Here is a 23028-nt window from a genome sequence, read left to right as displayed (position 1 = left end):
CCGGGCCGGGTCCGTACCGTCTCGCCGGAACCATTTCCGCCATCGTTTGTTCGGCCCGAAGAAAGGAGCCGCGCGAAATGGAGCGACGTAACGCGTTAATTGCGATGGTGATTTCGGCCATCATCATCGTCGGCTTTCTCATCGGCTTTTTGTACGGCGATATGGGCTGGCGAACTTCGCCGCTCAAAAGAGCCCCTGAACAGAACCAGGGTGGCAATGCTCCGGCCGATACCTCGCCTGCCGCCGGCATCAAGAAGAACCCCAAGGAAAATACCGAAATGCCAGGCCAGCAATGAGTGAGGTCAGCAATGAAGGCAGGTAATGCCACGAACTGAAACGGGGTCCTGTTTTTGCGGCGCCATAACGGCGGAGATGCGCGGCGAGCCGTTCTGGATTTGCTCCGATCACGATGACGACTGCCGCAAGGCGATAGGAAGCCCGCTAACGGTGTGGGTCGGCTATCGGCCTTCCGAATTCACATTGCTCACCGGCACGCCCAAGACCTTTTCGAAAACCCCCGGCGTGCTCCGGTCCTTCTGTGCGGATTGCGGAACATCGATCGGCTATGTCGACCAGGGCCTGCCCGACGAACTCTATCTGTCGATCGGCTTTCTCGACCACCCCGAACGGTTTCCGCCGCAGGCCCACGCATATTGGGACATGAGGCTTCCCTGGGTCGACTTTCCAGACGAGCTGCCGCGGGTGGGAAGGTATTCGAGGCGGCGCGATCCCGCTTTCGGAAATCCGGCGGACCGCTAGCCTGCTGCCCGCTTGGAGGTGGAAAACGTACCGTTCGCAGTTTCGTACGAATACGACAATTGGCGCGCGGCCGAAAACGCGCAATTATAGGCCAATGGGCCGCCGTTTGGATGACAAGCTCGATTGCAAGGCGTGCGGGACGATCCTGATGGAAATTCCCGACAACCCGAAGGATTCGACGCCGATCTATTGCAGCAATTGCGGCGCCTATCTTGGCGAATGGGGCGATCTGCAGGAGGATTTCTTCAGGCAGGCGTTCGGTGCCCAGGCCTTCGATCTGAACAACGGAAACATCATCAAGAAATAATCCTGGATCCCGCCGGCCAAGCCACCGCCTGCGGGCCCGGCTATTCGCGGCAATTGCCGTTCGGACCGGGCCATCGGGAACCTTTCTCCCGAGCCGCTTGTTTGGGTGACGGAAGGAGACACGCCATGAGCACAAAACCTCCCCCTGTGCCGCCGAAGAACCTGAGCCCAAAGGGCACCGGTGACAAAAAACCGGTAGCAGCCGACCAGGCACCGCAATCAGCCGTTCCGGATCCCGACAAGCAGGGCCAGCAAGGCAATACGAAGGTCAACACCACCCATCAAGGCAACGTCCAGGATCGCTAGGTCATGTCCACGTCGAAGAAGACTCCTGCCAGCATCCGCCAGGGCGGTCCCGGCGCCGCGCACGAAAACGCCAAGAAGCCGCTGAGCGTCGAAAAGCCGCCGGCCGACTCCGACCGTCGCAGCCACAGCAAGGTTTCCGGCGGCGGCGGCGAACACGACAGCCACCATACCCACGACCCCGAAAAGAAAGGCGACACCCGGTCCGCGCATCAGGACAAGTGAAGTCGGCCGGCGACGCGACGATCGGTGAGGTTCGAGCGAAGTGTCAGCGGGGACGGCGCGCCGAGGCAATCGGCACGACGTTGTCGACCACCGGCAAGTCGAACAGCATCGGAAGCCCCCGCGTCGCGGCCATCTCCACGATCAGTTCTTCGATGGAGTGATCGGTCAGACGCGTCTCGACGCCCAGCCGGATCATCGCCGCCAGCTTGTGCACCGGCACCGGCACGGACTTCGCCCGGTCGTCGAGCAGCTTGCTGATTTCGATCACGACGTCGGCGTCGATATTCCTGGGCAAGTCTCGCATAAGCGCCTCCCCGCCAAACGAAACGAAAAGCCCGCCGCACCTTTCGATACGGCGGGCGATCCAGTAATGCGTACCGGCGAGGGATCGGGGTGGGCGTGCCGGCGCGCGCAGATCGCAAGTAATTTTAGTTAAATCCGTCAACTTCGATGTGTCACGGAAAAACGTCTGTACGTTTTTTACCGAACCGCGCGGATCGTTAGCTGTCCCCGCCGTGGCGCGGCGCGGCAGCACGGATGGCGCGATCCATTGCCCTCCGGACAGCGAACTCAAACAGTATACATTATAAACTTAAAACATCTTGCCAGGTGATCCAGCCTATGCTCCACTTGAGCCGGGAACATGGCTGATAGGTGGATTTCTGCCGACACGTGGCTGCATTTCAAACGGCACGACTGCGAGAACACAGCCTCAAACAATATACGAAATCTTCGCATGGGAAGGCGTGGATGACGGAAACGATAGAGCTCAAACGGGTTGGCGATGGCAATCTGCGTGCCCAGGTCTATCAACAAATCCGGCTGACGATACAGCATGGCGAATTGGCGCCTGGCCAGAAGCTCGTCGATGTCGATATTGCCGCCCAGCTCGGCATTTCCAGAATGCCTGTCCGTGACGCCTTGATGCAGTTGGTGCATGAGGGCTATCTCGTCGGCACGACACGCGGCTTCACCCTGCCCACGCTTACCGCGACGGATGTCGCCGACATCTTCGAGGTCCGCCGCCTGCTTGAGCCACGGGCCGCCGCGCACGCGGCACGGACACTTGACGCCGCTGGCCTCAAGACCCTGGCAGCCGCGCTTCGGGAGGCCGAGGCTGCGGCCGCCGCCGGCGATGCCGACCGCTTTTTCCAGGCCAATTCGGCATTCAGGAATTGTTGGCTCGGCGCCGTCGAGAACGAGCGCCTTTCCCAAACGATTGCAAGGTTCGCCGACCATGTGCTCGTCGTGCGCTTAAGGACGCTGTCGCACCAGCCGACGCAGGCCGTCATCGTTGCCGGCATGCGCGCAATCTATGAGGCATTCGTCAAGCGCGACGCCGTCGCCGCTTACGACCGCATGACCCACTTCATTCAGAACGCCGAGGAGCGTTTCATGAAGCTTAGCCCACCGTTTCAAAACTCCAACGGTGAAGGTGAGGGCATGTCGCGGCAGGGGAAAGCATGATCAGGAAGCAGCACCCGCTGAAAGGGCCGAACAGGTTCAAGCTCGGCGTATTTTCAATGAACGCCGATGGCGGCCTGGCAATGACTACCGTCCCCGAGCGCTGGCGTGCCCGCTGGGAGGACAACCTCAATTCCGCCTGCATCGCCGACCGCGCCGGCCTCGAGTTTCTGCTGCCGATCGCCCGCTGGCGCGGCTTCGGCGGTTTGACGCATGTGCGGGAATGGTCGTTCGAGACTTTCACCTGGGCGGCGGGCCTTGCTGTCGCCACGGAAAACATCGGCCTGTTCATGACGGTGCATGTGCCGCTGGTTCATCCGCTGCAGGCTGCAAAAGCGCTGGCGACGGTCGACCACATCTCCAATGGGCGGGCCGGCTTGAACATTGTCTGCGGCTGGAACCCCGACGAGTTCGCGATGTTCGGGCAGACGGTCGGCGATCGAACCTACGATCAAGCGGAGGAATGGATCAACATCATCGTGCGTGCCTATCAATCGAGGGAGCCGTTCGACTTCGGCGGCGAGTTCTATGATCTGAAGGGGGTCGTCAGCCGGCCGCCAAGCCTGCAGGCGCCGCGACCGGTGACCATGAACGCCGCCTTCGGCGCGCCGGGGCGCAACTACGCAGCGCGCCACTGCGATTATCTGTTTTCGACGTTTTCCGAAATTGCCGACGGCCGTGCGCATGTGGTCGACATCACCAACCGCGCGGCCGAAGTCGGGCGCGAAGTCGGCGTCTGTACAGTTTGTCACGTCGTCTGCCGGGAGACCCAGCAGGAAGCCGAGGATTACTACCGGCACTACGCGTTGGAATGCGCGGACGAGGGTGCGGTCGACGAGCACATGCGCAAGAAGAAGGAATTCGCGAACTCGCACGATGCGAAGGCTTTCACCGAATATCGGCAAAGGTTCGCCGGTGGTGCCGGGACGTTCCCGCTCATCGGCACGCCGGAAAAGATCGTCGACGACCTCACCGAGATCATGGAACAGGGTTATTCCGGCGCCGCCCTCACATTCGTCAACTACACCTACGAATTGCCCTTCTTCTGCGACCGCGTGCTGCCGCTGATGCGCCAGGCCGGGCTTCGAGTAAATTGATGCCGGCGGCCGCCATTCCGACGCCGTGGGTGGATGGGCACGACTCCATCAATCCGCGCGCGTTCAAGCAGGCTATGCGGGCCGTGGCGGGCTCGGTCGCCATCCTCGCGTCGGAACATGACGAGATCGGTTTTTGCGGCATCACGGCGACGGCTCTCTGCTCGTTCAGCGCCGAGCCGCCGTCGCTGCTGGCTTGTGTCAACCGCGGCAGCACCTTTGCCTCGGTCATTCACGAAGGTTTGCCGTTTTCGGTCAATCTTCCCGCCGGCGACCAGGAGAACGTTGTACGTGCCTTTGGCGGCATGACCAAAGCCAAGGGCGCCGCGCGGTTCTCGTCCGGATCATGGGTGCGTGGCGAAACCGGCGCGCCCTTGCTTGTCGGCGCACGGGCAATATTCGAATGCCGGGTGGCCGAAATCATCGTGCGGGCATCGCACATGATCGTCATCGGCATCGTGTCGGGCGTTGCGCTGGACCGCGCTCATCGATCGCCGGTCTTCTACGCGCATGGGCGGTTCCTGACAGTAGGAGATGATGCCAACTAACCGCCGTTCACGCGGCGGCGCGGCGATTGCAATTTTAGATCGAACCCGATCATGGACGAACTATCAAAGGGAGTATGGCAATGCGCATTTGGAAATCCCTTGTTCTGGCTGCACTCATGTCGGGTGTGGCGGGTAGCGCCTCGGCCGAAGAGGTCGTCCTCAACGCCGTGCATTTTACGCCGACGCAGAACGGCTACGCGCAGAGCTTCCTGAAGTTCGTTCAGAAGGTGAACGAAAAGGGCAAGGGCGTGGTCCAGATCAACGTCCGTGGCGGGCCGGAGGTCATTCCGCCGATCCAGCAGGGCGCGGCGCTCAGGAGCGGCCTGATCGATGTGATCGACACACCGGCAGGGCAGTTCCTCGAACTCGTGCCCGAAGGCGAGGTTTTCTCCGCATCGACGAAGACGCCGTGGGAGGTTCGCGACAATGGCGGCTGGGACTTCATCAGCGGGATTTTCGAGAAGAAGGCCAATGCCCATCTGCTGGCGCATGTCGACGCGGGCTCGGGCTTCAACGTCTTCACCGTCGACGAACCCAAGCTCAACAGCGAAGGCAGCATCGACTGGGGCAGTCTGAAGATCCGCTCGTCGCCGCTCTACCGCGATTTCCTTGAATCCTTGGGCGCAACGGTGATCGTGCAAGCGCCGGGGGATGTCTATACCTCGCTCGAGCGCGGCGTCGTCAATGCCAACGCGTATACCGTGTTTGGCTATGCGTCGTTCGGCTGGGACAAATTCACCAAATACCGTGTCGACCCGCAGTTCTTCAAAACCGACGTGCTGATCTCGATCAACAAGGCCAAATGGGACACGCTGTCGCCCGAAGCGCAGAAGCTGCTTGCCGACACGGCCGTCGAATACGAGCGCGCGAGCTATGACGCCAACCTTGCCCAGTCCGAAAAACAGGCACAGGCGATGATCGACGGCGGGCAGAAGGTGATCAGCTTGACCGGCGCCGGCCGCGACAAATTCCTGGCGGCTGCCACGCAGGCGAGCTGGGCGAGAATGGCCAAACGCGATCCCACCAACATCGATCAGTTGAAGAAATTCTTCCAGTAGCCCGAGCCGAGGGTGCCTTGCGTGCCCTCCATCAAAGCTGGGCCAAGAGGACGAAGGTGGACATGGGGGTCGTCGGGCATGGACAGATTGTTTGCAGCGATTGGGAAGCTGAGCCTTGCGTTGGCGGCGGCGGCAAAAGTGGTGCTTGGCCTCATCATCGTCGCGGTGGTTGCTGATGTGTGCGTCCGCAATCTGGGCCTGAGGCCGCTTGCCTGGGCGGTGTCGGCGACGGAATACGGCCTGCTCTACGCGGCATTCCTGCCGATGCCCTGGCTGGTCCACAGCAAGGGCCATGTCTTCGTCGAGTTCCTGCGCCAGGCGCTGCCGGTGCGGGCACGGGTGGTGCTTGAAAAGCTGGTCTATCTCGCCTGCATCGGCGTCAGCCTCTACCTCGGCAGCGTCGCTCTGTCTTCGCTGACAAGTGCCGTTGCGGGCGGCGAATACGAAACGCGCAGCTTCGATATGCCGAAATGGCTGGTCTTTCTGCCCATCATGCTCGCCTTCTATCTCTCGGCGCTGGAATGGCTCAGATATCTGCTCGGCCGTGACACGCTGTACACGCTCGATCCGCTGGAAATGGAAGGGCTCTGACCGGTGGCCTGGCTGTTTCCATTCGCCGTGCTCGTTGGCACCATCCTGGTGTTGATGGGCCTTGGGCTGCCGGTCGCCTTCGCGTTCTTCGTCACCAATGTGATCGGGCTGTATCTGTTCTTCGGCGGCTCGATCGGCGTGACGCAGATGGTCGCCAACTTCTCCGACGCTGTCTCGACCTACGCGCTTGCCCCGCTGCCGATGTTTCTCGTCATGGGCAGCCTGTTCTTCCGCTCCGGCCTCGGCGAGAAGGTCGTCTACGCGCTCGACCTGTGCATCGGCAATCTGCGCGGACGCCTCGCCTATGTCGTGCTGGCCGCCGGCACGATCTTTTCCGCGCTGTCGGGCTCGAGCCTCGCCAATACCGGCATGATGGGCTCGCTGATGGTGCCCGAGATGCTGAAGCGGGGCTATAAGCCGCACATGGCCTACGGCCCGGTGCTTGGCGCCGGAAGCCTTGCCGTCATCATCCCGCCATCCTCGCTGGCCGTCTTGCTCGGCTCGCTGGCCCAGATCGACGTCGGCGCGCTGCTCATAGCGGGGGCTCTGCCGGGACTGCTGCTCGTTCTCATGTACGCGGCGCTGATCTTCGCGCAGACAAAGATCGATCCGGACGCCGCTCCGCACTATCCGGTGCCCGCCGTCCCCGCGGCCGAGAAGGTGAGGGCGGTCGCCGTCAACATCATTCCGATGAGCGTCATCGTGTTCATGGTGGTCGGCACGATCATCCTTGGAATAGCGACCCCGACCGAGTCGGCAGGCCTCGGCTGTGCCGCTGTCTTCGCCTTGTTGTTTGTCTACCGGCGGTTCAGCTGGTCGGTTGTCTGGAAGTCGCTGGACGATGCGATGAAGGTCACCGGCATGACCTTCCTGATCATCTCGGCTTCGACGACGTTCTCGCAGATATTCGCCTTCTCCGGCGCCTCCAACGGCTTTATCCAGTTCATCGTCGGCTACGATCTTGGACCGTATCCCATGCTGCTCATGATGGTGCTCGTCATCCTGCTGCTCGGCATGTTCATGGATCAGGTCTCGATGATGCTGATCACGCTGCCGATCTTCCTGCCGATCGCCCAGCAATTCGGCTACGAGCCGGTATGGTTCGGGCTGATCCTGCTGCTCGCCTACGAGGTCGGCTTCACCACGCCGCCGTTTGGCCTGCTGCTGTTCATCATGATCGGCGTTGCGCCGAAAGGCACATCGCTCAAGACGGTTGCCATGGCTGCGGCGCCTTACATCGCGCTGACGCTTCTGCTGATCCTGCTGATTGTCCTCTTTCCGCAGATCGCTCTCTTTCTTCCGAATTTGATCTAGTCGAACTCGATCCAGCAGGTGTCCACATGCGCTTTGCCTATCTTGCTTTCTTCCATGATGACCGCGAGGCAAATTTGGCCATCGCCGGCGAAGATGTTGACGCCGTGCGGCGTGTGATTGCATCGACGCCGGGCCTTGCGCTTGCAAACATCTATCTGCCCGAAGTGGCGGACATGTTCAACAACGATGGTCCGCCGCCGGTCTTCGGCTTCCAGCTCTATTTCGACGAACTGGCGGACATGGAGGCGGCGCTGGCGCCGTCCGGCCATCTGCAGGCGCTTGCCGCACCTGGTATGCTGTCGAGCATCGCCGGTTCGAGGCCGACGCAACAGGCAATGTGCGTGCGTCCGTTTCCCGTCGACGACGCTGGCGTCAAGACGTCCGGGCTCCCCTGCAGCTATCTTGTCCACTATCCCGGGCCGGCCGAAGACATGAATGCCTGGCTCTACCACTATGTGACGCATCATCCGCAATTGATGCGGGGCTTCCCCGGCATTCGCCACATCGAGGTTCTGTCGCGACTGGATTGGTGCGGTTCGCTGCCCTGGCCGCGGATCGACCATATGCAGCGCAATCGCGTCATGTTCGACAGTCCCGCTGCATTGACGCACGCGCTGCAATCGCCGGCGCGGCTGGAGATGCGCGCCGACTACAAGACCTTCCCGCCGTTTTCAGGCGGCAGCCGGCATTTTCCGATGTCGACGGAAGCCGTGCATCCTTCGTCAAGGGCCACATAGGCAAACAGGTTTTTGCCGACGCCGAAAATTTCTGGAGATTTCATGTACGACTTTCGCAAGAAATGTATCTCTCTCGATCGCCTCATCGGCACCTTCTGCGCCATCCCGCACCCTGTGGCGGTCGAAGTGGCCGCCGCCAGCGGGGTCGATTTCCTGTGCATCGACTGGGAGCATTCGCAGATCGGCCGCGAACGGCTCGAGGATCTGATCCGCGCCGCCGATGTCCACAAGGTTCCCGCGATGGTGCGCGTTCCCGGCCACACGCCGGAGTGGATGGCCGCCGCGCTCGACGCCGGCGCGTCGGGTGTCCTGGTACCGCGCGTCTCCACGGCCGAGCAAGCGCGCATGGCGGTCATGGCCTGCCGTTACCCGCCGGTCGGCGCCCGCGGTGTCGGCCCGGGCCGCGCCGCCGGTTATGGCTACAGCATTCCGGACTACCTCAAATCGGCCAACGATGTCCTGACGGTCGCCATCCAGGTCGAGACGGCCGAAGGGCTCGCCAACATCGACGACATCGTCCAGGTCGACGGCGTCGACGTGATCTTCATCGGTCCCGGCGACCTGTCGGTTTCGATCGACGCCATGGGGCCGGCCGGCCAGGAAAAGCTCAATGCAGCGATTATGAGGATCGCGGCCGCGGCGCGCACGGCCCGCAAGGCCGTCGGCATCTTTCGCCCTTCGGCGGATGATGTCAGCAAATGGTCGCGGCACGGCATCAGCTTCTACATGCTGGCCAGCGACACGATGTTTCTCGGGGCCGGCCTTGCCGCCGGCGTCGCCTCGGCGCGCAGCGCCTCATAGCAAGAGTTTGCCATGAAGATCATCAAGACCGACGGTGTGCTGTCAGTCGAGGAGGAGCAGCTGCGCTACCTCGACGGCTTGAACGCCGAGTTTGTCGAAAAGACGCTGCTCACGGAAGATGCCCTGATCGAACACTGCCGCGACGCCGACGCATTGATGGTATTGCGAGAGCCGATCACGGCTCGCGTTTTGGCGGAACTGAAGGGGCTCAAGGTCATCGGACGGTTCGGCGTAGGGCTCGATTCGATCGACGTCGAGGCCGCCAGCCGTGCCGGTGTTCAGGTAACCTACGTGCCGGACGCCAATCTGGTTGAAGTCAGCACCCACGCCATGGCCCTGATCCTGGCCTTGACGCGCAGGCTGAAGCAGTTCGACAGCGCGGTGCGCGCCGGCCGCTGGGCTGCAATGACCGACGGCGCCGGCATCACACGGCCCGACAGGCAGATCCTCGGCCTGATCGGCTTCGGCCAGATCGGGCGGCTGACTGCCGAGCGGGCGCGGGTCTTCGGCTACCACATCATCGCCTACGATCCGCATATGCCGGCCGAGCGAATCGCGGCCGGTGATGCCGAACCGGTCGGCTTCGACGAGTTGCTGGCCAGGGCCGACATCGTCTCGCTGCACGTTCCAGCGACACCGGAGACCAGAAACATCATGTCGGCGCAAGCCCTGTCGCGGATGAAGGAAGGGGCGATACTCATCAACGTGGCCCGCGGCGGCCTGGTCGACGAGGTCGCATTGGCGGACGCGATCCGGCGCGGCCATCTGGCAGGCGCCGGCATCGACACGTTCGAGCGGGAGCCGCCTTCGCCCGATAATCCGCTGCTGGCGCTGGACACCGTCCTGGTCAGTCCACACGCGGCGCACTACTCGACCCAGTCTTACGCGGAGGTTCGCAACAAGGTGTTTGCCGATGTCGCATCGGTCCTGCGCGGCGGCAAGCCTGTATATCCGGTCAACCGGATATGACCAATTCCCGATGTCGGCACCACCTCTATCCGCCTGCTCCGCGGAACCCAAGTCCTGCAAGTCGGGGTTCGCAGGGCGATAAGGGGCAGCGCAACCTGTCGCGATTTATCCGGTTTGCCACATTTTGTTCTTGCTTTGTGCCGGCAGCTATGCTACTAATTTGCGTATGGTGATGATTCACCGAGGACCCGCCGCAAGGCGGTTTTTTTGTCTTTAGGTTTCAGCGTCATCTGTCGAGGCTCTGCTCGGCTTGTCGCGACGCTCGACGATGTAGATGTGATCGGCGACGAGCACCACGTCGCCATGCTGGTTGATCACCTCGCAGCGCTCGACGACCCGGCCTGAATCGGGTCGCTTCGGGTCGTCTTCCCTAGCCGAGATGGTGGTGCGGGTCCTGATCGTATCGCCGATGAACACCGGCTTGATGAAGCGCAGCCGGTCGTAGCCATAGGAGAAGGCAACCGGGTTGACGACGCTGGCCGTCAGCCCGACGCCGACCGAAAACACCAGCGTGCCGTGGGCGATGCGCTGCCCGAACGGCATCGTCTTCATGAACTCGGCGTCCATGTGGTGGGGAAAGAAATCACCGGTATGGCCGGCATGGACGACGAAGTCGGTCTCGGTGATGGTGCGCCCGCTGGTCATGCGCGACGACCCGATCCGGTAGTCCTCGAAATAGACTGTCTGCTCCATGTCAGGGCCTCGCCGCTATCGGTGTTGCCGGCGCCGCGCTCGATCGGTAGGCGGCTTCGACCAGCGCCATGGTGTTCCAGCCGTCCTCGACGGAACTGACAAGCTCGGCGTCCTCGCCCGACGCGTAGCGCTGGACATTGGCCATGCGGCCGGCAAAGGCGTCCGGAAACCATGCGCCGACGAGTGGAACCGCAATCCAGTCCGTGCCGCCTTTGGGGTAGATTTCGAGAATGTCCGGCTCGCCGCGCGGATAGTCGAGGTTGACGCCCAGTTTGAGGTAAGCGGCGCCTTCGGTGCCGCAGATGCGGAATTCGCAGGCCTGGTGTTTTCGACCGAATTTGTGATCGTGGTTGATCGACAGTGCACAGCGCACCGTGTCGCCATAGTCGAGAATCGCGCTGGTGCGCGTTTGCGCAACCTTGTGGCCGGGATGGCCGAGCGTCTTGGCGTGAACCCCCTTGGGGTCGCCGAGCAATTGCCGGATCAGGTCGAGATAATGGATGGAATGCATGGCGATCTCGACGCGCGGCGCCTGCAACAGGAATTCCCAGAGATGCCAGGGTGTCGCCAGCGCCAGCCATGCATCGAAATCGACCACTTCGCCCAGCCAGCCCTTGGCGATCGCATCCTTGAGCGCCAGCATCATCGGCGCGAAGCGCAGCTGGAAATTCACCGCCGCCTTCAGGTCTTTGGAGCGGCAGATTTCGAGGATCTCGGTCGCCTCGGCGAGATTGCTGCCCATCGGCTTCTGGATCAGCGCCACCGCACCATCGGACAGCGCCCTGAGCACCCCGGCGTGGTGAGCCGGCGGCGTCGCCAGATCGAAGACGGCGTCCTTGATTGACGCAGCTTCCTCGACCGACCGGTAAGCGGTGACGCCCCATTTCGAGGCGAGTTTTTCCGCCTTGGCCAGGTCGGGGTCGAACAGCCCGGCAACCGGGAAGCCGGCTTTCCCATAGGCCGGGAAATGCGCATCGCCGACGATCGAGCCGGCGCCGAAAATCACGATCGGCCGGGGCTTTGACGGCTGTGCCCAGGCCTGGGAAAGCGAGGCAGGATCGAAAATGTCATCAGTCATAATGGAAGACTTCGTCCATCGACGCCCACCACTCGCCCTCCTTGCGGGTCGGCAGCGGCTCCTGGCATGGCATGCAGAGCGCCCACCATTCCTGCGTCGTGGGATCGGCAGCCATCTTCGCCATGTCGGCGGCATAGTCGGTGCCGTGGTACTCCAAGGTGCTGAACAAAAGGTGCTCCGGCTCCCTCAGATAAATCGAATAATTCTTGATGTTGCAGGCGGAAATCATCTTGAGGACGTCCGGCCAGACGGCGGCGTGAAGCCGCACATACTCGGCGACTTTCTCCGGCTTGAGGCCGAGCACCATTCCCATTCGCTGCATGTCCGCCTCCTATTTTTTTATCGCCATGGTGAATTCCGCGATGCTCTTCGCCTTGATCGCATCCCAGTCCCAGTCGATGCCGATGCCGGGTTCGTCCGGTGCCAATGCGTGCCCGTCCTCGATACGCATTTTCTTGCCGGTCAGCTCGTCGAGCTGGGGAATATACTCGACATATCTGCCGTTCTGAACGGCGCATGTCAGGCTGACATGCAGTTCCATCAGGAAATGCGGGCAGACCGGTATGTCGAACGCCTCGGCTGCATGCGCCACCTTCAGCCACGGCGTGATGCCGCCGATGCGGCCGACATCGACCTGCACGATCGAGCACGCGCCCTTCTGCATATATTCGCGGAAATGCCGGATCGAGTAGAGCGACTCGCCGACGGCGACCGGCGTCGACGTCGCATTCGACAGGCGGATATGGCCGTCTATGTCGTCGGCCGGCAGCGGTTCCTCGATCCAGGCGAGGTCGAGTTCACGCAGGCGCTCGGCCCGGCGGATCGCCTCGTCGACAGAAAAGCCCTGGTTGCAGTCGGTCATGATTTCGTAGGAGTCTCCAACCGCCCGGCGGACCGCCGTCAGCCGGGCAAGATCCTCGGAGCCGTGCGGCTTGCCGATCTTGACCTTCGAGCCGCGAAACCCCTTGCCCTTGGCGGCCAGCGCATCCTCGACCAGTGCCTCGGTTTCGATATGCAGCCAACCGCCTTCGGTCGTGTAGAGCGGGCAGCGGTCCTTGGCGCCGCCGGCCAGCTTCCACAGCGGCAGCCTCTTTTTCTTGGCCCGCAGGTCCCAAAGGGCAGTGTCGATGGCCGCCAGCGCGATTGCCGTGATCGCGCCGATCGTCGTGGCATGGCTGGCGAACTCCAGCTCGTGCCAGATCGCCTCGATCATGTCGGCGTCGCGGCCGATCAGCCGCGGCGCAAGGTGGTCGGCCAGCAGCCGCATCACCGAGGAGCCGCCCGTGCCGATCGTATAGCTGTAGCCGGTGCCGACCGCGCCGTCGGCGTCGGTGATGGTGACGATCGGTGTTTCCTGGCTGACAAAACTCTGGATGGCATCGGTGCGCTTGACCTTCGGCACCAGGTCGACCATCCGCAGTTCGATTTTCTCGATCTTTGCCATGGTTTTAACCTCGCAATGTCTTGCCCGTTTCAGCAGAAAACAGATGGGCCTGCGACAGGTCCAGGCTCATCTTGACCCGGTCGCCGGCTTTCAGCGGCTTTGGATTGAGCATCCGCGATACCCAGTCGCTGCCGTTGAATTCGGCGAACACCAGCGTCTCGTTGCCGAGCGGCTCGGTGACGGTCACCGGCAACTCCAGCTGGTGGACGTCGACGTCTTCGCCGGAGCTGATGCCATGCCCGGTCGGATAAATGTCGTCGGGCCTGAGGCCGAACACGACTTTGTCGCCGGCCTCGATATTGGCCTTGAACTGGCTGGGCAAAGGCAGCCTCTCGCCGCTGGCGAACAGCAACTGTCCGTCGTCGACAACCGCCTCATGCAGATTCATCGGCGGCGAGCCGATGAAGCCCGCGACGAAGCGTGTCTGGGGCCGGCGGAAGACCTCGTCGGGTGTGCCGACCTGCTCGATGAAACCGTCACGCATGATGACGATACGGTCCGCCAATGTCATCGCTTCGACCTGGTCATGGGTGACGTAGATCACCGTCGACTTGACCTTGGCATGCAGTTTCTTGATCTCGGTGCGCATCTGCGTCCGAAGCTTGGCGTCGAGATTTGAAAGCGGCTCGTCGAACAGGAAGACGTCGGGATCGCGCACGATGGCGCGGCCCATGGCGACGCGCTGGCGCTGTCCGCCGGACAGCTGCGACGGCCGGCGGTCGAGCAATTGGTCGAGGCCGAGAATGCCGGACGCTTCGGCGACGCGACGGTCCATTTCTTCTTTCGCGGCGCCCGCTATCTTGAGCGAGAAGCCGAGGTTTTCGCGCACCGTCATATGCGGGTAGAGCGCGTAGGACTGGAACACCATCGAGATGTTGCGCGAGCGCGGCGGCAGGTCGTTGACCATGCGGCCGCCGATCTCGATGATCCCGTCGCTGATCGCCTCGAGGCCGGCGATCATGCGCAGGGTTGTCGACTTGCCGCAGCCGGACGGCCCGACCAGCGCGATGAATTCGCGGTCGGCGACCTCGAGATCGATGCCGTGCACCACCGCCACCGGGCCGTAGCTTTTGGTGAGGTTCTTGAGCGATACGGTTGCCATGTCAGCCTTTCACCGCGCCGGAAGTGAGGCCGCCGACGAGGTGTTTCTGGACGATGAAGGTAAGCGTGAGCGCCGGTATGACCATGACCACGGCGAGCGCGCACATGCCGCGCCAGTCGATGGTGAATTCGGCCGTATAGTCGAGCAGGCCGACCGGCAGGGTCTTGGAGTTGATCGAGCGCGTCAGCTGCGAGGCGAGCGCGAACTCGTTCCAGGAGGTGAGGAAGGCAAAGATGCCGGCCGAGGCGATGCCGGGCCCGGCCAACGGAAACTCGACCTGCCAGAAGGCCTGCCAGCGCGTGCAGCCGTCGATCTGCGCGGCTTCGGCGAGGTCTTTCGGTACCTGGCGGAAAAAGCCGTCGATCAGCCAGACGGTGAACGGCACGTTGAGCGCGACATAGACCAGGATCAGCCCGAAATGCGTGTCGATGATGCCGAGCCGCGCAAAGACGAAGAACAGCGGCAGCGACAGCGCGATGCCGGGCACCGTGCGCGTCAGCATCAGGCCGAGGAACATCGCCGACTTGGCGCGAAAGCGGTAGCGCGCAAAGGCGTAGCCGCCGGCCATGCCGATGACGATGGCGATCACCGTCGAGGTCACCGAGATGATCAGCGAATTGCGGAAGTAGTCGAGCACCGGAATGCCGCCCTGGCCGACGCCGCTGAACATGGCGATGTAGGCGTCGAGCGAGAGTTGCTGCGGGATCCACACCGGCGGCTTGGCCATGATTTCGACGGTCGGCCGCAGCGACGACAGCACGATCCAGATGCCGGGCAGGCAGATGACCAGCATGGCCAGGAACAGTCCGATGCCGTGAACGATGCCGAGCGCTTTGTTGCCGACGCGATGCAGGCTGTTCTGGTCCATCCTCACCACTCCGCCGCGATCTGCGTGCGCGCCGCGGCGAGCTTGCGGTAGAAATAGACGGTGAACAGGATCGACAGCAGGATCGAGAAATAGGCCATGGCATTGGCCAGGCCCATCCTGGCGTCGCCATAGGCGGTGCGGGCGACCAGTGTCCAGACCAGTTCAGTGCGGCCGGCGGGGCCGCCGTCGGTCATGATCTTGACGATGTCGTAGGCGCGCGCGACGTCGAGTGAGCGGATGGTCATGGCAATGAAAGCAAACGGCATGATGAACGGCCAGGTGACATAGCGGAATGTCTGCCACGGCGTGCAGCCGTCGACGCGGGCCGCCTCGACCGGTTCGCGCGGCATCGCCAGCAGCCCGGCCAGGATCAGGATCGCGAACACCGAAGTCGACGACCAGATCTCGGCGGTCAGGATGGCAATGAAGGCGAGATTGCCGTCGATCAGCCACGGGATGGCGCGGTCAGTCAGGCCGAGCCCCTGCAGGGCGTTGTTCACCAGGCCGATATTGTCGTTGAACATGAATTTGAACTGGAAGCCGACGAGGATCGGCGAAAACATCATCGGAAACATCATGATGGTGCGCAGGATCCGCTGGCCGCGCGATGCCTTCTCCACCAGCAGGGCCAGCCCGAGCCCGATCAGCATTTCCAGGTTGAGCGCCACCGTCAGCAGCACCACGGTGCGCGCAAAGGCGACCCAGAAAGCGCGGCTGGTCAGGATGGCGACGTAGTTGCGCGCGCCGATGAAGACCCAGAACGTCTCCGGCCTGGTCAGCCGGAACGGCGTGAAGCTGGAATAGAGCGAAAGCAGCAGCGGCACCACCACCACCGCCGCCAGAACGATCACCGCCGGCAGCAGGAGCAGCAATGGCGGCGAAGGTCTCCAGCCTTTCATGGCGATCCGGTTCTCGTTGGTGCCCGGACACCGAAGGCCGCCATCGGCCAGCCGGGATCAAGACAAAGCGTGTTGCGCATGGTTCGCAAAAAGTTCGGGGACGCCGCTCTTCGATGAGCGGCGCCCCCTTGGGAGAATGGTCAAAGCTTGCCGGCGTCCTCGAGGATTTGGGTGGCCTTGGCGGCAGCGTCGTCCAGCGCCTGCTTGGAGGTCTTGTCGCCCAGGATGGCGGCCTGCAATTCGGGATAGACGGCGTTGGAGATTTCGATCCATTCAGGTGTCTGCGGCACGGCAAAAGCGTGCTTTGCCTCTTCCTGGAAAGCCGCCAGCACTTCCTTCTTGTAAGGATCGCTGGCCGCCTGCTGGATGTCCCAGTCCCACACCGCCGTGCGGGTCGGCAGTGGGCCGCTTGCCGCCTCGAGCTTCTGGCTGTCCTCATTGGTCAGGAACCAGACCAGCGACGCCGCGGCTTCCTTGCTGGCGCAGTTTTCGGTGACCGAAAATCCGTGGTGCCCCGACCAGCCGGTGCGAATGCCGGCCGATCCCTTCGGCGCCACCTTCACGCCGACATTGCCGGCGACCTTCGATGACTTCGGATCGTTGAAGAAGCCTGCCCAGCCCGGCCAGTCGAGGTTGATGGCGACGGTGCCGGAGGCAAAGCCCTGGCCGAGATCGTCCCACAGATAGTTGGTGGTGCCGGCCGGCACCGCCTTGGCCTTGTAGAGATTGACGAACCAGTCGAGCGCGTGCACGCCGGCTTCCGAGTTGAAGGCCGGCTTGCCGTCCTTGTCGAGGTATTCGCCGCCGTCGGCGATGAGCATCTCGTAAAAGCGTCCGTTGATCGCCTCTTCCTTGCCGGCGAACTGGGTGCCGTAGAAATCGGGCGGGCTGGCGAAGAATTCCGCCTGCTGGGCGACCTCGTCCCAGGTGTCGGGCGGTGTCAGCTCCTTGCCGTATTTGGCCTTGTAGGCGGCCTTCTTGGCTTCGTCCTGGTAGAGACTCTTCTGGTAATAGAGCGCCGAGACGTCGAACTGCGCGCGAGGCAGCATCACCAGCTTGTCGTCGAGCGTCGAGGCCTTGATCGTCGACGGCACGAAGGCGTCGATCTCCTCCTTCGGCAGCAGCTTGTTGAGATCGGTGTAGATATCAGGATATTGCGGCGCGAAGGACGAGTGGTTCGACCCAACGCACCAGTTGATGCTGCCGGAGGCGATGTCCGACTTGATTTCCTTGTCGAGCTCGAAGTGGTTTTTCTTCGAGATCACGTTGACCTTGGCGCCGGTCAGTTTTTCCCATTCGCCGATGCGCGCGTACAGCCCTTCATATTGCTGGCCGCCGATCAGCTTGGCGTCGATGGTGACGCCGTCGAATTTGCCGGGCAGGTCGGCAGCAAGGGCACTCGCACCCAGTGCGAGCAGCGTTACGCCGGCCGACAGGCCGCAAAACAGTTTCGTCATCGGTATCCTCCCAAGAGTCCGCGTCGATCCATAGCGAGGGCGGATCGGCAGCTTCATTCATATACAAACAAAACATTTACAGGATCGTCAAGCCGAAAGTTCTTTCGGAAACAATACCGTTATGCGTATATGAAAAGTGCAATTCACTGGAGAAGCCCAATGGCAGAGGACGAGGAAGATGACCGCTATCGAGCCCCGGCGCTGGACAAGGGGCTCGACATCCTCGAGTTGCTGGCCGGTGTCGATGGCGGCCTGACGCAGGCGGAAATCGCCAAGAAGCTCGACCGCAGTCCGAACGAGTTCTACCGCATGCTGGACCGGCTGGTGCGGCGCGGCTACGTCACGCGGCCGGATGGCGACCGTTATTCGCTGACGCTCAAGCTGTTTGGCCTGGCGCAGCTGCACGCGCCGGTGCGCCGGCTGGTTTCCTACGCGACGCCGCTGATGCGCGAGCTGGCAGAAACCTCGCAGCAGGCAAACCAGCTCGTCGTTTTCGATCGCGGCTCCGCCGTGGTGATTGCCCAGCAGGAGGCGCCGGATTACTGGGGCATCTCGATCCGCGTCGGCTCGCATATCAGCCTGTTCGACACCGGCTCCGGCCATGTGCTGCTGGCGTTCCGCCAGCCGGAAGAGCGGCAGATGATGATCTCAGAACATCTGCGCAGCACCGACAAGCCACCGCAATCGCCGGAGTTCTTTGCCCGCCTCGACCAGATCCGGGAACGCGGCTACGAGATGATGGCATCGATGCAGACCGCCGGTGTCTTCAACCTGTCGACACCGGTTCTCGGCTCGGACGGCAGGGCGATCGCCGCGCTGTCGATCCCCTACATAACCCTGGTCAACGCACCCAAGGCGCCCGACATTACGAGGACGATTGAGCTGCTGCTGGCAGCGACCGAAAAGCTGTCGCAACTGGCGGGATCGACCGTCAAGCAATCGAGATGAATTCTTATTTGAATGAAGAATTTCTCCGTGAGATGATCTCGAAGTCGCCAAGGAGGAGCGCGCCACCATGATCTTCGACACCCATCTGCACCTGATCGACCAGTCCGCGCTGCGCTATCCCTGGCTGGCCGGCGTGCCGGCACTCAACCGCGATTTCTCCTACGACGAATATGCAGTCCAGGCCCGCCGCGCCGGCATCGAGGGCGCATTGCATATGGAGGTCGATGTCGATCCTGCCGACATCGAGGCTGAAACCAGCCGTGTCAAAGCGCTGTCGCGGGAAAAGGCCAGCTTGCTGCGGGGGGCAATTGCCTCCTGCCGCCCCGAGGAGCCTGGCTTTGCCGCCTATCTCGAGCGCCAGCGCGCCGATCCTTTCGTCAAAGGCTTTCGCCGCGTGCTGCACGTCATGCCGGACGAGCTTTCGGAGGGCGCGCTGTTTCGTGAAAACATCAGGCGGCTTGCCGGCAGCGGCCTGACCTTCGACCTTGTCGTTCTGCCGCACCAGATCCCCAAGGCGATTGCACTCGCCGACCTCGCGCCAGATGTGCAGTTCGTGCTCGACCATTGTGGCGTGCCCGACATCAAGGGTGGTGCCGAGCACCCCTGGCGCGAGCACATGGCGGAGATCGCGCGGCGCCCGAACGTCGTCGGCAAAATTTCCGGTGTGGTCGCCTATGCGGATGCCGGATCCTGGACTGTCGAAACGCTGCGTTCCTATGTCGAGCACACCATCGAATGCTTCGGCTGGGACCGCGTTGTGTGGGGCAGCGACTGGCCGGTCTGCACGCTTGGCGGCGGGCTTGCGACCTGGGTGGCGGCAACGCACGCGCTGCTCGCCGGTGCAAGCATCGATGAGCGGCAACAGCTGCTCTCCGGCAACGCCAAGCGGCTGTGGCGTTTGTAGAGCATTTTGCAGCCAAGTGACGGATCACTTGGCGTCGCACAAATGCGGCTCAAACGAATAGGTGGCCTCAGATCGTCGCCGACACGTGCCGCTCGCGACCGTAGAGCGAAACCAGGAGCACGATGACCAGGCCAAGTGCCGCCTGCACGGTCGAGGGCCGGAAGCCGAGGCCGATCAACAGCGTGTTGATCTCCGTCAGCACCAGCACGCCGGCAATGGTGCCGAAATAGCTGCCGCGGCCGCCGACAAGGGCGGCGCCGCCGACCACCACTGCCGCGATCGTCTGGAACAGATAGGGCTGGCCGACATCGCCATAGGCCGAGCCGGTGAAGCCGAGCAGCAGCACGCCGGCTGCGGCGGCGAAGAAGGCGCTCGCGGCATAGGTCACGGTCCACATGCGGACCGGATCGATCAGCGCCAGCGGCGCAGCACCTGGATTGCTGCCTAGGGCGTAGAGACGGCGGCCGTATGGCGTGCGCGCCAGCACCAGCGCCACCAGCAAGGTCAACACCGCGACGCATGGCACCAGCCCCGGCACCGGCAGCGGTCCGACCGAACCGCCGATCGAAACGAAGGCGGAAACCGCTTGCGGCGCCGATCCGGATGGAAAACCACCGGTCCACAACAGGACGGCGCCTTGCACAATCATGCCGATGCCGAGCGTGACGATCAGCGGGTGGATGTCGAGCCCGCGCGAGATCAGGCCGTTCAGCGCCCCGATCAGTAAGGCGAGCGCGCTGACGACCGCGCAGACAAGAGCAAAATTCCAGCCGACGCCGTAGAGCTGTGCGGCAACGACATTGGCAAAGCCGATGATGAAGGGGATCGACAGATCGATACCGCCCAGGATGACGACGAGGGTCTGGCCGATCGATGCCACCGCCAGCAGCGAGGCGATCACCAGCAGCGCCCGGATGGCGAACGGCTGGGAGTAGCCCGGGATGAGCAAGGTGCCAAGGAGATGCAAGGCGACAGCGACGGCAAAGGCACCGGCGACGCGGGCATTGGTGGACTGGAACCAGTTCCGGCTCATGCTTCTCAGCCTTTCCGTCCCGAGAGCCGCTCCTGCAGCGCCGTCATGATGACCGCCACAACCAGGATCGCGCCATAGGCGATCTGCAGCACATAGGTGGAGACGTTGAAGGCGGTCAGCACGCTCTGCAGCAGGAAGATGTCGACAGCGCCGATGGCGGCGCCGGCGAGCCCGCCGCGCCCGCCGGCAAGGCTGACGCCGCCGAGCGCCACCGCGGCAATCGCGATCAGCGTGTAGGTCGGCCCGATATTAGGGTCGGCCGAACCGATCAGGGCGGTCAGCATGAGGCCGGCACAGGCGGCAAGTATGCCGGTCATGACATAGGCGATGAAACGTACTTTCGTCACCGGAATGCCGGCCGTGTAGGCGGCGCGGTCGTCGCTGCCCACCGCCATCAGCTGGTCGTAATAAGGCGTCTGCCGCACCAGCCACCAGAACAGGAAGATCAGCGCCAGCGGCAGTGCCGACCAGGGTCCGGCCATTGCCTTCAGCCAGCCCGGCGCCGGACCGATCGGCGCCGGCAGGATGGTCAGCGTCATGCCGGTGAGGATCAGATAGGTGCCGAGCGTCGCAACGATCGGCTGGATGCGAACGATGGTCGCCAAGAAGCCGTTGGCAGCGCCGACGATCGCGCCGATCAGAAGCGCCGCCGGCACGATGACCAGCGGCGAAGATATGCCAAGCCTGAGAAACAGCAGCTGGATCACCATCGCATTGACGAAGCCCATCAATGGCCCGACGGAAATGTCGATGCCGCCGCGCCCAGCGAGGATCACCGGAGCCGAGGCGACCGCTGCGCCGATCAGCGGCGCGGCGAGCCCGATCAGCGCCCCCCAGGCGGCAGGATGGAAGCGCGCCGGATTGAGCAGCAGATTGACCGCGATCAGGATGGCCAGCAGCACTGCCGCAAAGCCAGCGCCGCGCCATCGCGCCGCCATGCGCCGCAACCCGCTCATGCCGCGCGCCCGAACATGGCGGCGATCACCGTATCGCTTTTCATCGCATCTCCGGTGATTTCAGCCGCCACCTGCTGTTCGCGGAACACCAGCACGCGATGGCAAAGCAGGAGGATCTCCTCGATCTCGCTCGACAGGATGACCAGAGCCATGCCGTTCGCCGCCAGTCCACGAAACACATCGTAGAGGACATGGCGCGTCGCCACGTCGACACCGCGCGTCGGATCATTGAGGAGCAGGATCGCCGGTTCCAGCGCCAATGCGCGGGCCAGCAGCACCTTCTGCTGATTGCCGCCGGAAAGCGTGGTGATCGGGGCGTCCGGCCGTGGCGCGATGATCGACAGTCTGTCCCGATAGCGTTCATAGCGCTGCCGCCGCGCGGCGAAGCTGAGCAGACCGAAACGCATATCGCGCGACAGCGTCGAGACGGCAAAATTGTCGAGCACCGATTGGGTCGGAAAAATGCCGGTGGTGCGCCGGTCGCGCGGCAAATAGGCGATGCCGCCGGCGACCGCCTTGCGGAAATTGGTGATCGCGCGTGCTCCGGTTGGCGCCTCGACGGTCACCTCGCCGCCGGCCGGGCGTTCCAGGCCGGCCAGCACTTTCAGGAACCGCTCCTGTCCGTGGCCGTCGAGGCCGGCAAGGCCGACGATCTCGCCAGGCGCGATGGTTTGCGTCATGGGGCTTGCGCCCGGCGCGATCACCAGGCCACGCACCGAAAGGCTGGCGCGATCAGCCATGCGCCAGCTCCGCCGCCGTGCGTGGCGCCATCGCTCTGAGAAGTTCGGATGCGGAGGACGTGCCGCGTTCCTCAGTCGTCACCACGCTGCCGCCGCGCAGCACGGAAATCCGGTCCGAAAGCGACATCACCTCGTCCATGCGATGGGTGATGAACAGGATCAGGCAGCCTTCGGAGGCAAGCTTGCGCATCATGGCGAAGACCGCCTCGCGATCGGCAAAGTCGAGCGCCGCCGTAACCTCGTCAAGGATGAGAATGCGCGGGCTGCGCACCACGGCGCGGGCGAGCACTACCAATTGCTGAACCGCAAGCGGCAATTGCCCGGCCAACTGGTCGAGCGGGATCTCGGTCACCGCGAAGCGCTTCAGCACCGCTTGCGCGCGTTGCCGCCGCTCGGCACGCGGCACGGTGCGCGTCAGCAAGCCGTCGAGGCCGAGCAGGATGTTGTCCGTCACCGAACGGTCAGGCGCGATCAGCACTTCCTGGAACACGGTGGCGAACCCGGCGCCCTGGAACGCCGCCGGCGAGAGGCCGGTAAAGGGCGCTCCGTCGAGCAGGATCGCGCCGCTGTCCGGCTGGACGATCCCCGACAGCAGCTTGACCAGCGTGCTCTTGCCCGAACCATTCTCGCCCAGGATGGTGTGGATCGTGCCGGCGCGGAATGCGATTGAGGCATTGGCCAGCGCAATCGTTTCGCCGTAGCGTTTCGAGATGGCCTGGACTTCCAGCATGAGCAAT

Annotated in this window: 29 protein-coding genes; 16 read left to right on the top strand and 13 right to left on the bottom strand. The window is 63.0% G+C overall.

Annotation, left to right across the window (positions count from 1 at the left end):
• Positions 1–77 precede the first annotated feature (77 nt).
• From NKH30_RS02245 to NKH30_RS02225, 5 genes are all read left to right on the top strand, one after another.
• Positions 78–296, top strand: coding sequence for a hypothetical protein (locus NKH30_RS02245; RefSeq protein ID WP_352472892.1), 219 nt, complete (start codon positions 78–80; stop codon positions 294–296).
• A 25-nt stretch (positions 297–321) separates the two neighbouring features.
• On the top strand, positions 322–759 hold the full coding sequence (locus NKH30_RS02240; RefSeq protein ID WP_352472893.1) for a GFA family protein: 438 nt from the start codon (positions 322–324) through the stop codon (positions 757–759).
• Between the two features lie 148 nt (positions 760–907).
• Entirely contained in the window at positions 908–1066 is a 159-nt protein-coding gene (locus tag NKH30_RS02235) for a hypothetical protein (RefSeq protein WP_023716639.1), read from the top strand.
• 125 nt (positions 1067–1191) lie between these two features.
• Positions 1192–1371, top strand: a complete 180-nt coding sequence (locus NKH30_RS02230; RefSeq protein ID WP_352472894.1) for a hypothetical protein — start codon at positions 1192–1194, stop codon at positions 1369–1371.
• Positions 1372–1374: 3 nt separating this feature from the next.
• On the top strand, positions 1375–1593 hold the full coding sequence (locus NKH30_RS02225; RefSeq protein WP_352542035.1) for a hypothetical protein: 219 nt from the start codon (positions 1375–1377) through the stop codon (positions 1591–1593).
• 43 nt (positions 1594–1636) lie between these two features.
• Here NKH30_RS02225 and NKH30_RS02220 read toward each other — a convergent pair whose 3' ends face one another.
• Positions 1637–2128 (bottom strand): hypothetical protein, encoded by a 492-nt coding sequence (locus tag NKH30_RS02220; RefSeq protein WP_352472896.1) that lies wholly within the window; start codon positions 2126–2128, stop codon positions 1637–1639.
• Between the two features lie 215 nt (positions 2129–2343).
• Between NKH30_RS02220 and NKH30_RS02215 the strand changes: the two genes are divergently transcribed.
• The 9 genes from NKH30_RS02215 (at position 2344) to NKH30_RS02175 (ending at position 10169) form a co-directional block, all read left to right on the top strand.
• A complete protein-coding gene (locus NKH30_RS02215) occupies positions 2344–3060 on the top strand; it encodes a GntR family transcriptional regulator (RefSeq protein ID WP_352472897.1) in 717 nt (238 codons plus the stop codon).
• Positions 3060–4154 carry an LLM class flavin-dependent oxidoreductase gene (locus NKH30_RS02210; RefSeq protein WP_352472929.1) on the top strand — a complete coding sequence of 365 codons (1095 nt, stop codon included), beginning with the start codon at positions 3060–3062 and terminating at the stop codon, positions 4152–4154. The genes NKH30_RS02215 and NKH30_RS02210 overlap by 1 nt, the downstream gene beginning before the upstream one ends.
• The gene (locus tag NKH30_RS02205; RefSeq protein WP_352472898.1) at positions 4154–4699 is read left to right on the top strand and encodes a flavin reductase family protein; all 546 of its coding nucleotides are present in this window, start codon (positions 4154–4156) and stop codon (positions 4697–4699) included. The genes NKH30_RS02210 and NKH30_RS02205 overlap by 1 nt, the downstream gene beginning before the upstream one ends.
• Before the next feature lie 80 nt (positions 4700–4779).
• Positions 4780–5757, top strand: coding sequence for a TRAP transporter substrate-binding protein DctP (gene dctP / locus NKH30_RS02200; RefSeq protein ID WP_352814625.1), 978 nt, complete (start codon positions 4780–4782; stop codon positions 5755–5757).
• A gap of 78 nt (positions 5758–5835) precedes the next feature.
• Positions 5836–6348 carry a TRAP transporter small permease gene (locus NKH30_RS02195; protein ID WP_352472900.1) on the top strand — a complete coding sequence of 171 codons (513 nt, stop codon included), beginning with the start codon at positions 5836–5838 and terminating at the stop codon, positions 6346–6348.
• A 3-nt stretch (positions 6349–6351) separates the two neighbouring features.
• Positions 6352–7662: a TRAP transporter large permease gene (locus NKH30_RS02190; protein ID WP_352472901.1), complete on the top strand. Its 1311-nt coding sequence runs from the start codon at positions 6352–6354 to the stop codon at positions 7660–7662.
• A 26-nt stretch (positions 7663–7688) separates the two neighbouring features.
• On the top strand, positions 7689–8399 hold the full coding sequence (locus tag NKH30_RS02185; protein ID WP_352472902.1) for a hypothetical protein: 711 nt from the start codon (positions 7689–7691) through the stop codon (positions 8397–8399).
• Between the two features lie 42 nt (positions 8400–8441).
• Positions 8442–9200 (top strand): HpcH/HpaI aldolase family protein, encoded by a 759-nt coding sequence (locus NKH30_RS02180; protein ID WP_352472903.1) that lies wholly within the window; start codon positions 8442–8444, stop codon positions 9198–9200.
• A 12-nt stretch (positions 9201–9212) separates the two neighbouring features.
• Positions 9213–10169, top strand: coding sequence for a C-terminal binding protein (locus tag NKH30_RS02175; RefSeq protein WP_352542034.1), 957 nt, complete (start codon positions 9213–9215; stop codon positions 10167–10169).
• A gap of 213 nt (positions 10170–10382) precedes the next feature.
• Here the strand turns inward: NKH30_RS02175 and NKH30_RS02170 are convergent, their stop codons facing one another.
• From NKH30_RS02170 to NKH30_RS02135, 8 genes are all read right to left on the bottom strand, one after another.
• Positions 10383–10862: a MaoC/PaaZ C-terminal domain-containing protein gene (locus NKH30_RS02170; protein WP_352472905.1), complete on the bottom strand. Its 480-nt coding sequence runs from the start codon at positions 10860–10862 to the stop codon at positions 10383–10385.
• A 1-nt stretch (position 10863) separates the two neighbouring features.
• On the bottom strand, positions 10864–11940 hold the full coding sequence (locus NKH30_RS02165; RefSeq protein ID WP_352472906.1) for a Gfo/Idh/MocA family protein: 1077 nt from the start codon (positions 11938–11940) through the stop codon (positions 10864–10866).
• A complete protein-coding gene (locus NKH30_RS02160; RefSeq protein ID WP_352472907.1) occupies positions 11933–12262 on the bottom strand; it encodes an L-rhamnose mutarotase in 330 nt (109 codons plus the stop codon). The genes NKH30_RS02165 and NKH30_RS02160 overlap by 8 nt, the downstream gene beginning before the upstream one ends.
• Before the next feature lie 9 nt (positions 12263–12271).
• Positions 12272–13384 carry a mandelate racemase/muconate lactonizing enzyme family protein gene (locus tag NKH30_RS02155; protein WP_352472908.1) on the bottom strand — a complete coding sequence of 371 codons (1113 nt, stop codon included), beginning with the start codon at positions 13382–13384 and terminating at the stop codon, positions 12272–12274.
• A 4-nt stretch (positions 13385–13388) separates the two neighbouring features.
• Positions 13389–14486, bottom strand: a complete 1098-nt coding sequence (locus NKH30_RS02150; RefSeq protein WP_352472909.1) for an ABC transporter ATP-binding protein — start codon at positions 14484–14486, stop codon at positions 13389–13391.
• Between the two features lies 1 nt (position 14487).
• Positions 14488–15354: a carbohydrate ABC transporter permease gene (locus tag NKH30_RS02145; RefSeq protein ID WP_352451567.1), complete on the bottom strand. Its 867-nt coding sequence runs from the start codon at positions 15352–15354 to the stop codon at positions 14488–14490.
• 2 nt (positions 15355–15356) lie between these two features.
• Positions 15357–16253: a carbohydrate ABC transporter permease gene (locus tag NKH30_RS02140; protein WP_352472911.1), complete on the bottom strand. Its 897-nt coding sequence runs from the start codon at positions 16251–16253 to the stop codon at positions 15357–15359.
• Between the two features lie 140 nt (positions 16254–16393).
• Complete coding sequence (locus tag NKH30_RS02135; protein ID WP_352472912.1) at positions 16394–17710, bottom strand: type 2 periplasmic-binding domain-containing protein; 1317 nt, start codon at positions 17708–17710, stop codon at positions 16394–16396.
• A 159-nt stretch (positions 17711–17869) separates the two neighbouring features.
• Between NKH30_RS02135 and NKH30_RS02130 the strand changes: the two genes are divergently transcribed.
• Positions 17870–18658, top strand: coding sequence for an IclR family transcriptional regulator (locus NKH30_RS02130; RefSeq protein ID WP_352472913.1), 789 nt, complete (start codon positions 17870–17872; stop codon positions 18656–18658).
• Between the two features lie 67 nt (positions 18659–18725).
• Positions 18726–19562 carry an amidohydrolase family protein gene (locus NKH30_RS02125; RefSeq protein WP_352994017.1) on the top strand — a complete coding sequence of 279 codons (837 nt, stop codon included), beginning with the start codon at positions 18726–18728 and terminating at the stop codon, positions 19560–19562.
• 67 nt (positions 19563–19629) lie between these two features.
• On the opposite strand, the gene NKH30_RS02120 is transcribed toward NKH30_RS02125, so the two are convergent.
• From NKH30_RS02120 to NKH30_RS02105, 4 genes are read right to left on the bottom strand one after another with little or no spacing between them, the layout of a single operon-like run.
• Positions 19630–20595 carry an ABC transporter permease gene (locus tag NKH30_RS02120; RefSeq protein ID WP_352472915.1) on the bottom strand — a complete coding sequence of 322 codons (966 nt, stop codon included), beginning with the start codon at positions 20593–20595 and terminating at the stop codon, positions 19630–19632.
• A 5-nt stretch (positions 20596–20600) separates the two neighbouring features.
• Positions 20601–21551, bottom strand: a complete 951-nt coding sequence (locus NKH30_RS02115; protein WP_352472916.1) for an ABC transporter permease — start codon at positions 21549–21551, stop codon at positions 20601–20603.
• Positions 21548–22291: an ATP-binding cassette domain-containing protein gene (locus NKH30_RS02110; protein ID WP_352772059.1), complete on the bottom strand. Its 744-nt coding sequence runs from the start codon at positions 22289–22291 to the stop codon at positions 21548–21550. Before NKH30_RS02110 ends, NKH30_RS02115 begins: the two co-directional genes overlap by 4 nt.
• Complete coding sequence (locus NKH30_RS02105; protein WP_352472918.1) at positions 22284–23021, bottom strand: ATP-binding cassette domain-containing protein; 738 nt, start codon at positions 23019–23021, stop codon at positions 22284–22286. Before NKH30_RS02105 ends, NKH30_RS02110 begins: the two co-directional genes overlap by 8 nt.
• Positions 23022–23028: the final 7 nt, after the last annotated feature.

The organism is Mesorhizobium sp. M1273 (assembly GCF_040318195.1).
In the GTDB taxonomy this organism is placed as follows: domain Bacteria; phylum Pseudomonadota; class Alphaproteobacteria; order Rhizobiales; family Rhizobiaceae; genus Mesorhizobium.
The sequence above is the reverse complement of the archived record's forward strand: the minus strand, read 5'-3'. Positions and strand labels throughout refer to the sequence as shown.

Excerpts from the sequence above, each read along its gene's own strand:
- NKH30_RS02245 (WP_352472892.1), top strand. The coding sequence starts at position 78 with ATGGAGCGACGTAACGCGTTAATTGCGATGGTGATTTCGGCCATCATC.
- NKH30_RS02240 (WP_352472893.1), top strand. The coding sequence starts at position 322 with ATGCCACGAACTGAAACGGGGTCCTGTTTTTGCGGCGCCATAACGGCG.
- NKH30_RS02235 (WP_023716639.1), top strand. The coding sequence starts at position 908 with ATGGAAATTCCCGACAACCCGAAGGATTCGACGCCGATCTATTGCAGC.
- NKH30_RS02230 (WP_352472894.1), top strand. The coding sequence starts at position 1,192 with ATGAGCACAAAACCTCCCCCTGTGCCGCCGAAGAACCTGAGCCCAAAG.
- NKH30_RS02225 (WP_352542035.1), top strand. The coding sequence starts at position 1,375 with ATGTCCACGTCGAAGAAGACTCCTGCCAGCATCCGCCAGGGCGGTCCC.
- NKH30_RS02215 (WP_352472897.1), top strand. The coding sequence starts at position 2,344 with ATGACGGAAACGATAGAGCTCAAACGGGTTGGCGATGGCAATCTGCGT.
- NKH30_RS02205 (WP_352472898.1), top strand. The coding sequence starts at position 4,154 with ATGCCGGCGGCCGCCATTCCGACGCCGTGGGTGGATGGGCACGACTCC.
- dctP (WP_352814625.1), top strand. The coding sequence starts at position 4,780 with ATGCGCATTTGGAAATCCCTTGTTCTGGCTGCACTCATGTCGGGTGTG.
- NKH30_RS02195 (WP_352472900.1), top strand. The coding sequence starts at position 5,836 with ATGGACAGATTGTTTGCAGCGATTGGGAAGCTGAGCCTTGCGTTGGCG.
- NKH30_RS02185 (WP_352472902.1), top strand. The coding sequence starts at position 7,689 with ATGCGCTTTGCCTATCTTGCTTTCTTCCATGATGACCGCGAGGCAAAT.
- NKH30_RS02180 (WP_352472903.1), top strand. The coding sequence starts at position 8,442 with ATGTACGACTTTCGCAAGAAATGTATCTCTCTCGATCGCCTCATCGGC.
- NKH30_RS02175 (WP_352542034.1), top strand. The coding sequence starts at position 9,213 with ATGAAGATCATCAAGACCGACGGTGTGCTGTCAGTCGAGGAGGAGCAG.
- NKH30_RS02170 (WP_352472905.1), bottom strand. The coding sequence starts at position 10,862 with ATGGAGCAGACAGTCTATTTCGAGGACTACCGGATCGGGTCGTCGCGC.
- NKH30_RS02165 (WP_352472906.1), bottom strand. The coding sequence starts at position 11,940 with ATGACTGATGACATTTTCGATCCTGCCTCGCTTTCCCAGGCCTGGGCA.
- NKH30_RS02160 (WP_352472907.1), bottom strand. The coding sequence starts at position 12,262 with ATGCAGCGAATGGGAATGGTGCTCGGCCTCAAGCCGGAGAAAGTCGCC.
- NKH30_RS02155 (WP_352472908.1), bottom strand. The coding sequence starts at position 13,384 with ATGGCAAAGATCGAGAAAATCGAACTGCGGATGGTCGACCTGGTGCCG.
- NKH30_RS02150 (WP_352472909.1), bottom strand. The coding sequence starts at position 14,486 with ATGGCAACCGTATCGCTCAAGAACCTCACCAAAAGCTACGGCCCGGTG.
- NKH30_RS02145 (WP_352451567.1), bottom strand. The coding sequence starts at position 15,354 with ATGGACCAGAACAGCCTGCATCGCGTCGGCAACAAAGCGCTCGGCATC.
- NKH30_RS02140 (WP_352472911.1), bottom strand. The coding sequence starts at position 16,253 with ATGAAAGGCTGGAGACCTTCGCCGCCATTGCTGCTCCTGCTGCCGGCG.
- NKH30_RS02135 (WP_352472912.1), bottom strand. The coding sequence starts at position 17,710 with ATGACGAAACTGTTTTGCGGCCTGTCGGCCGGCGTAACGCTGCTCGCA.
- NKH30_RS02130 (WP_352472913.1), top strand. The coding sequence starts at position 17,870 with ATGGCAGAGGACGAGGAAGATGACCGCTATCGAGCCCCGGCGCTGGAC.
- NKH30_RS02125 (WP_352994017.1), top strand. The coding sequence starts at position 18,726 with ATGATCTTCGACACCCATCTGCACCTGATCGACCAGTCCGCGCTGCGC.
- NKH30_RS02120 (WP_352472915.1), bottom strand. The coding sequence starts at position 20,595 with ATGAGCCGGAACTGGTTCCAGTCCACCAATGCCCGCGTCGCCGGTGCC.
- NKH30_RS02115 (WP_352472916.1), bottom strand. The coding sequence starts at position 21,551 with ATGAGCGGGTTGCGGCGCATGGCGGCGCGATGGCGCGGCGCTGGCTTT.
- NKH30_RS02110 (WP_352772059.1), bottom strand. The coding sequence starts at position 22,291 with ATGGCTGATCGCGCCAGCCTTTCGGTGCGTGGCCTGGTGATCGCGCCG.
- NKH30_RS02105 (WP_352472918.1), bottom strand. The coding sequence starts at position 23,021 with ATGCTGGAAGTCCAGGCCATCTCGAAACGCTACGGCGAAACGATTGCG.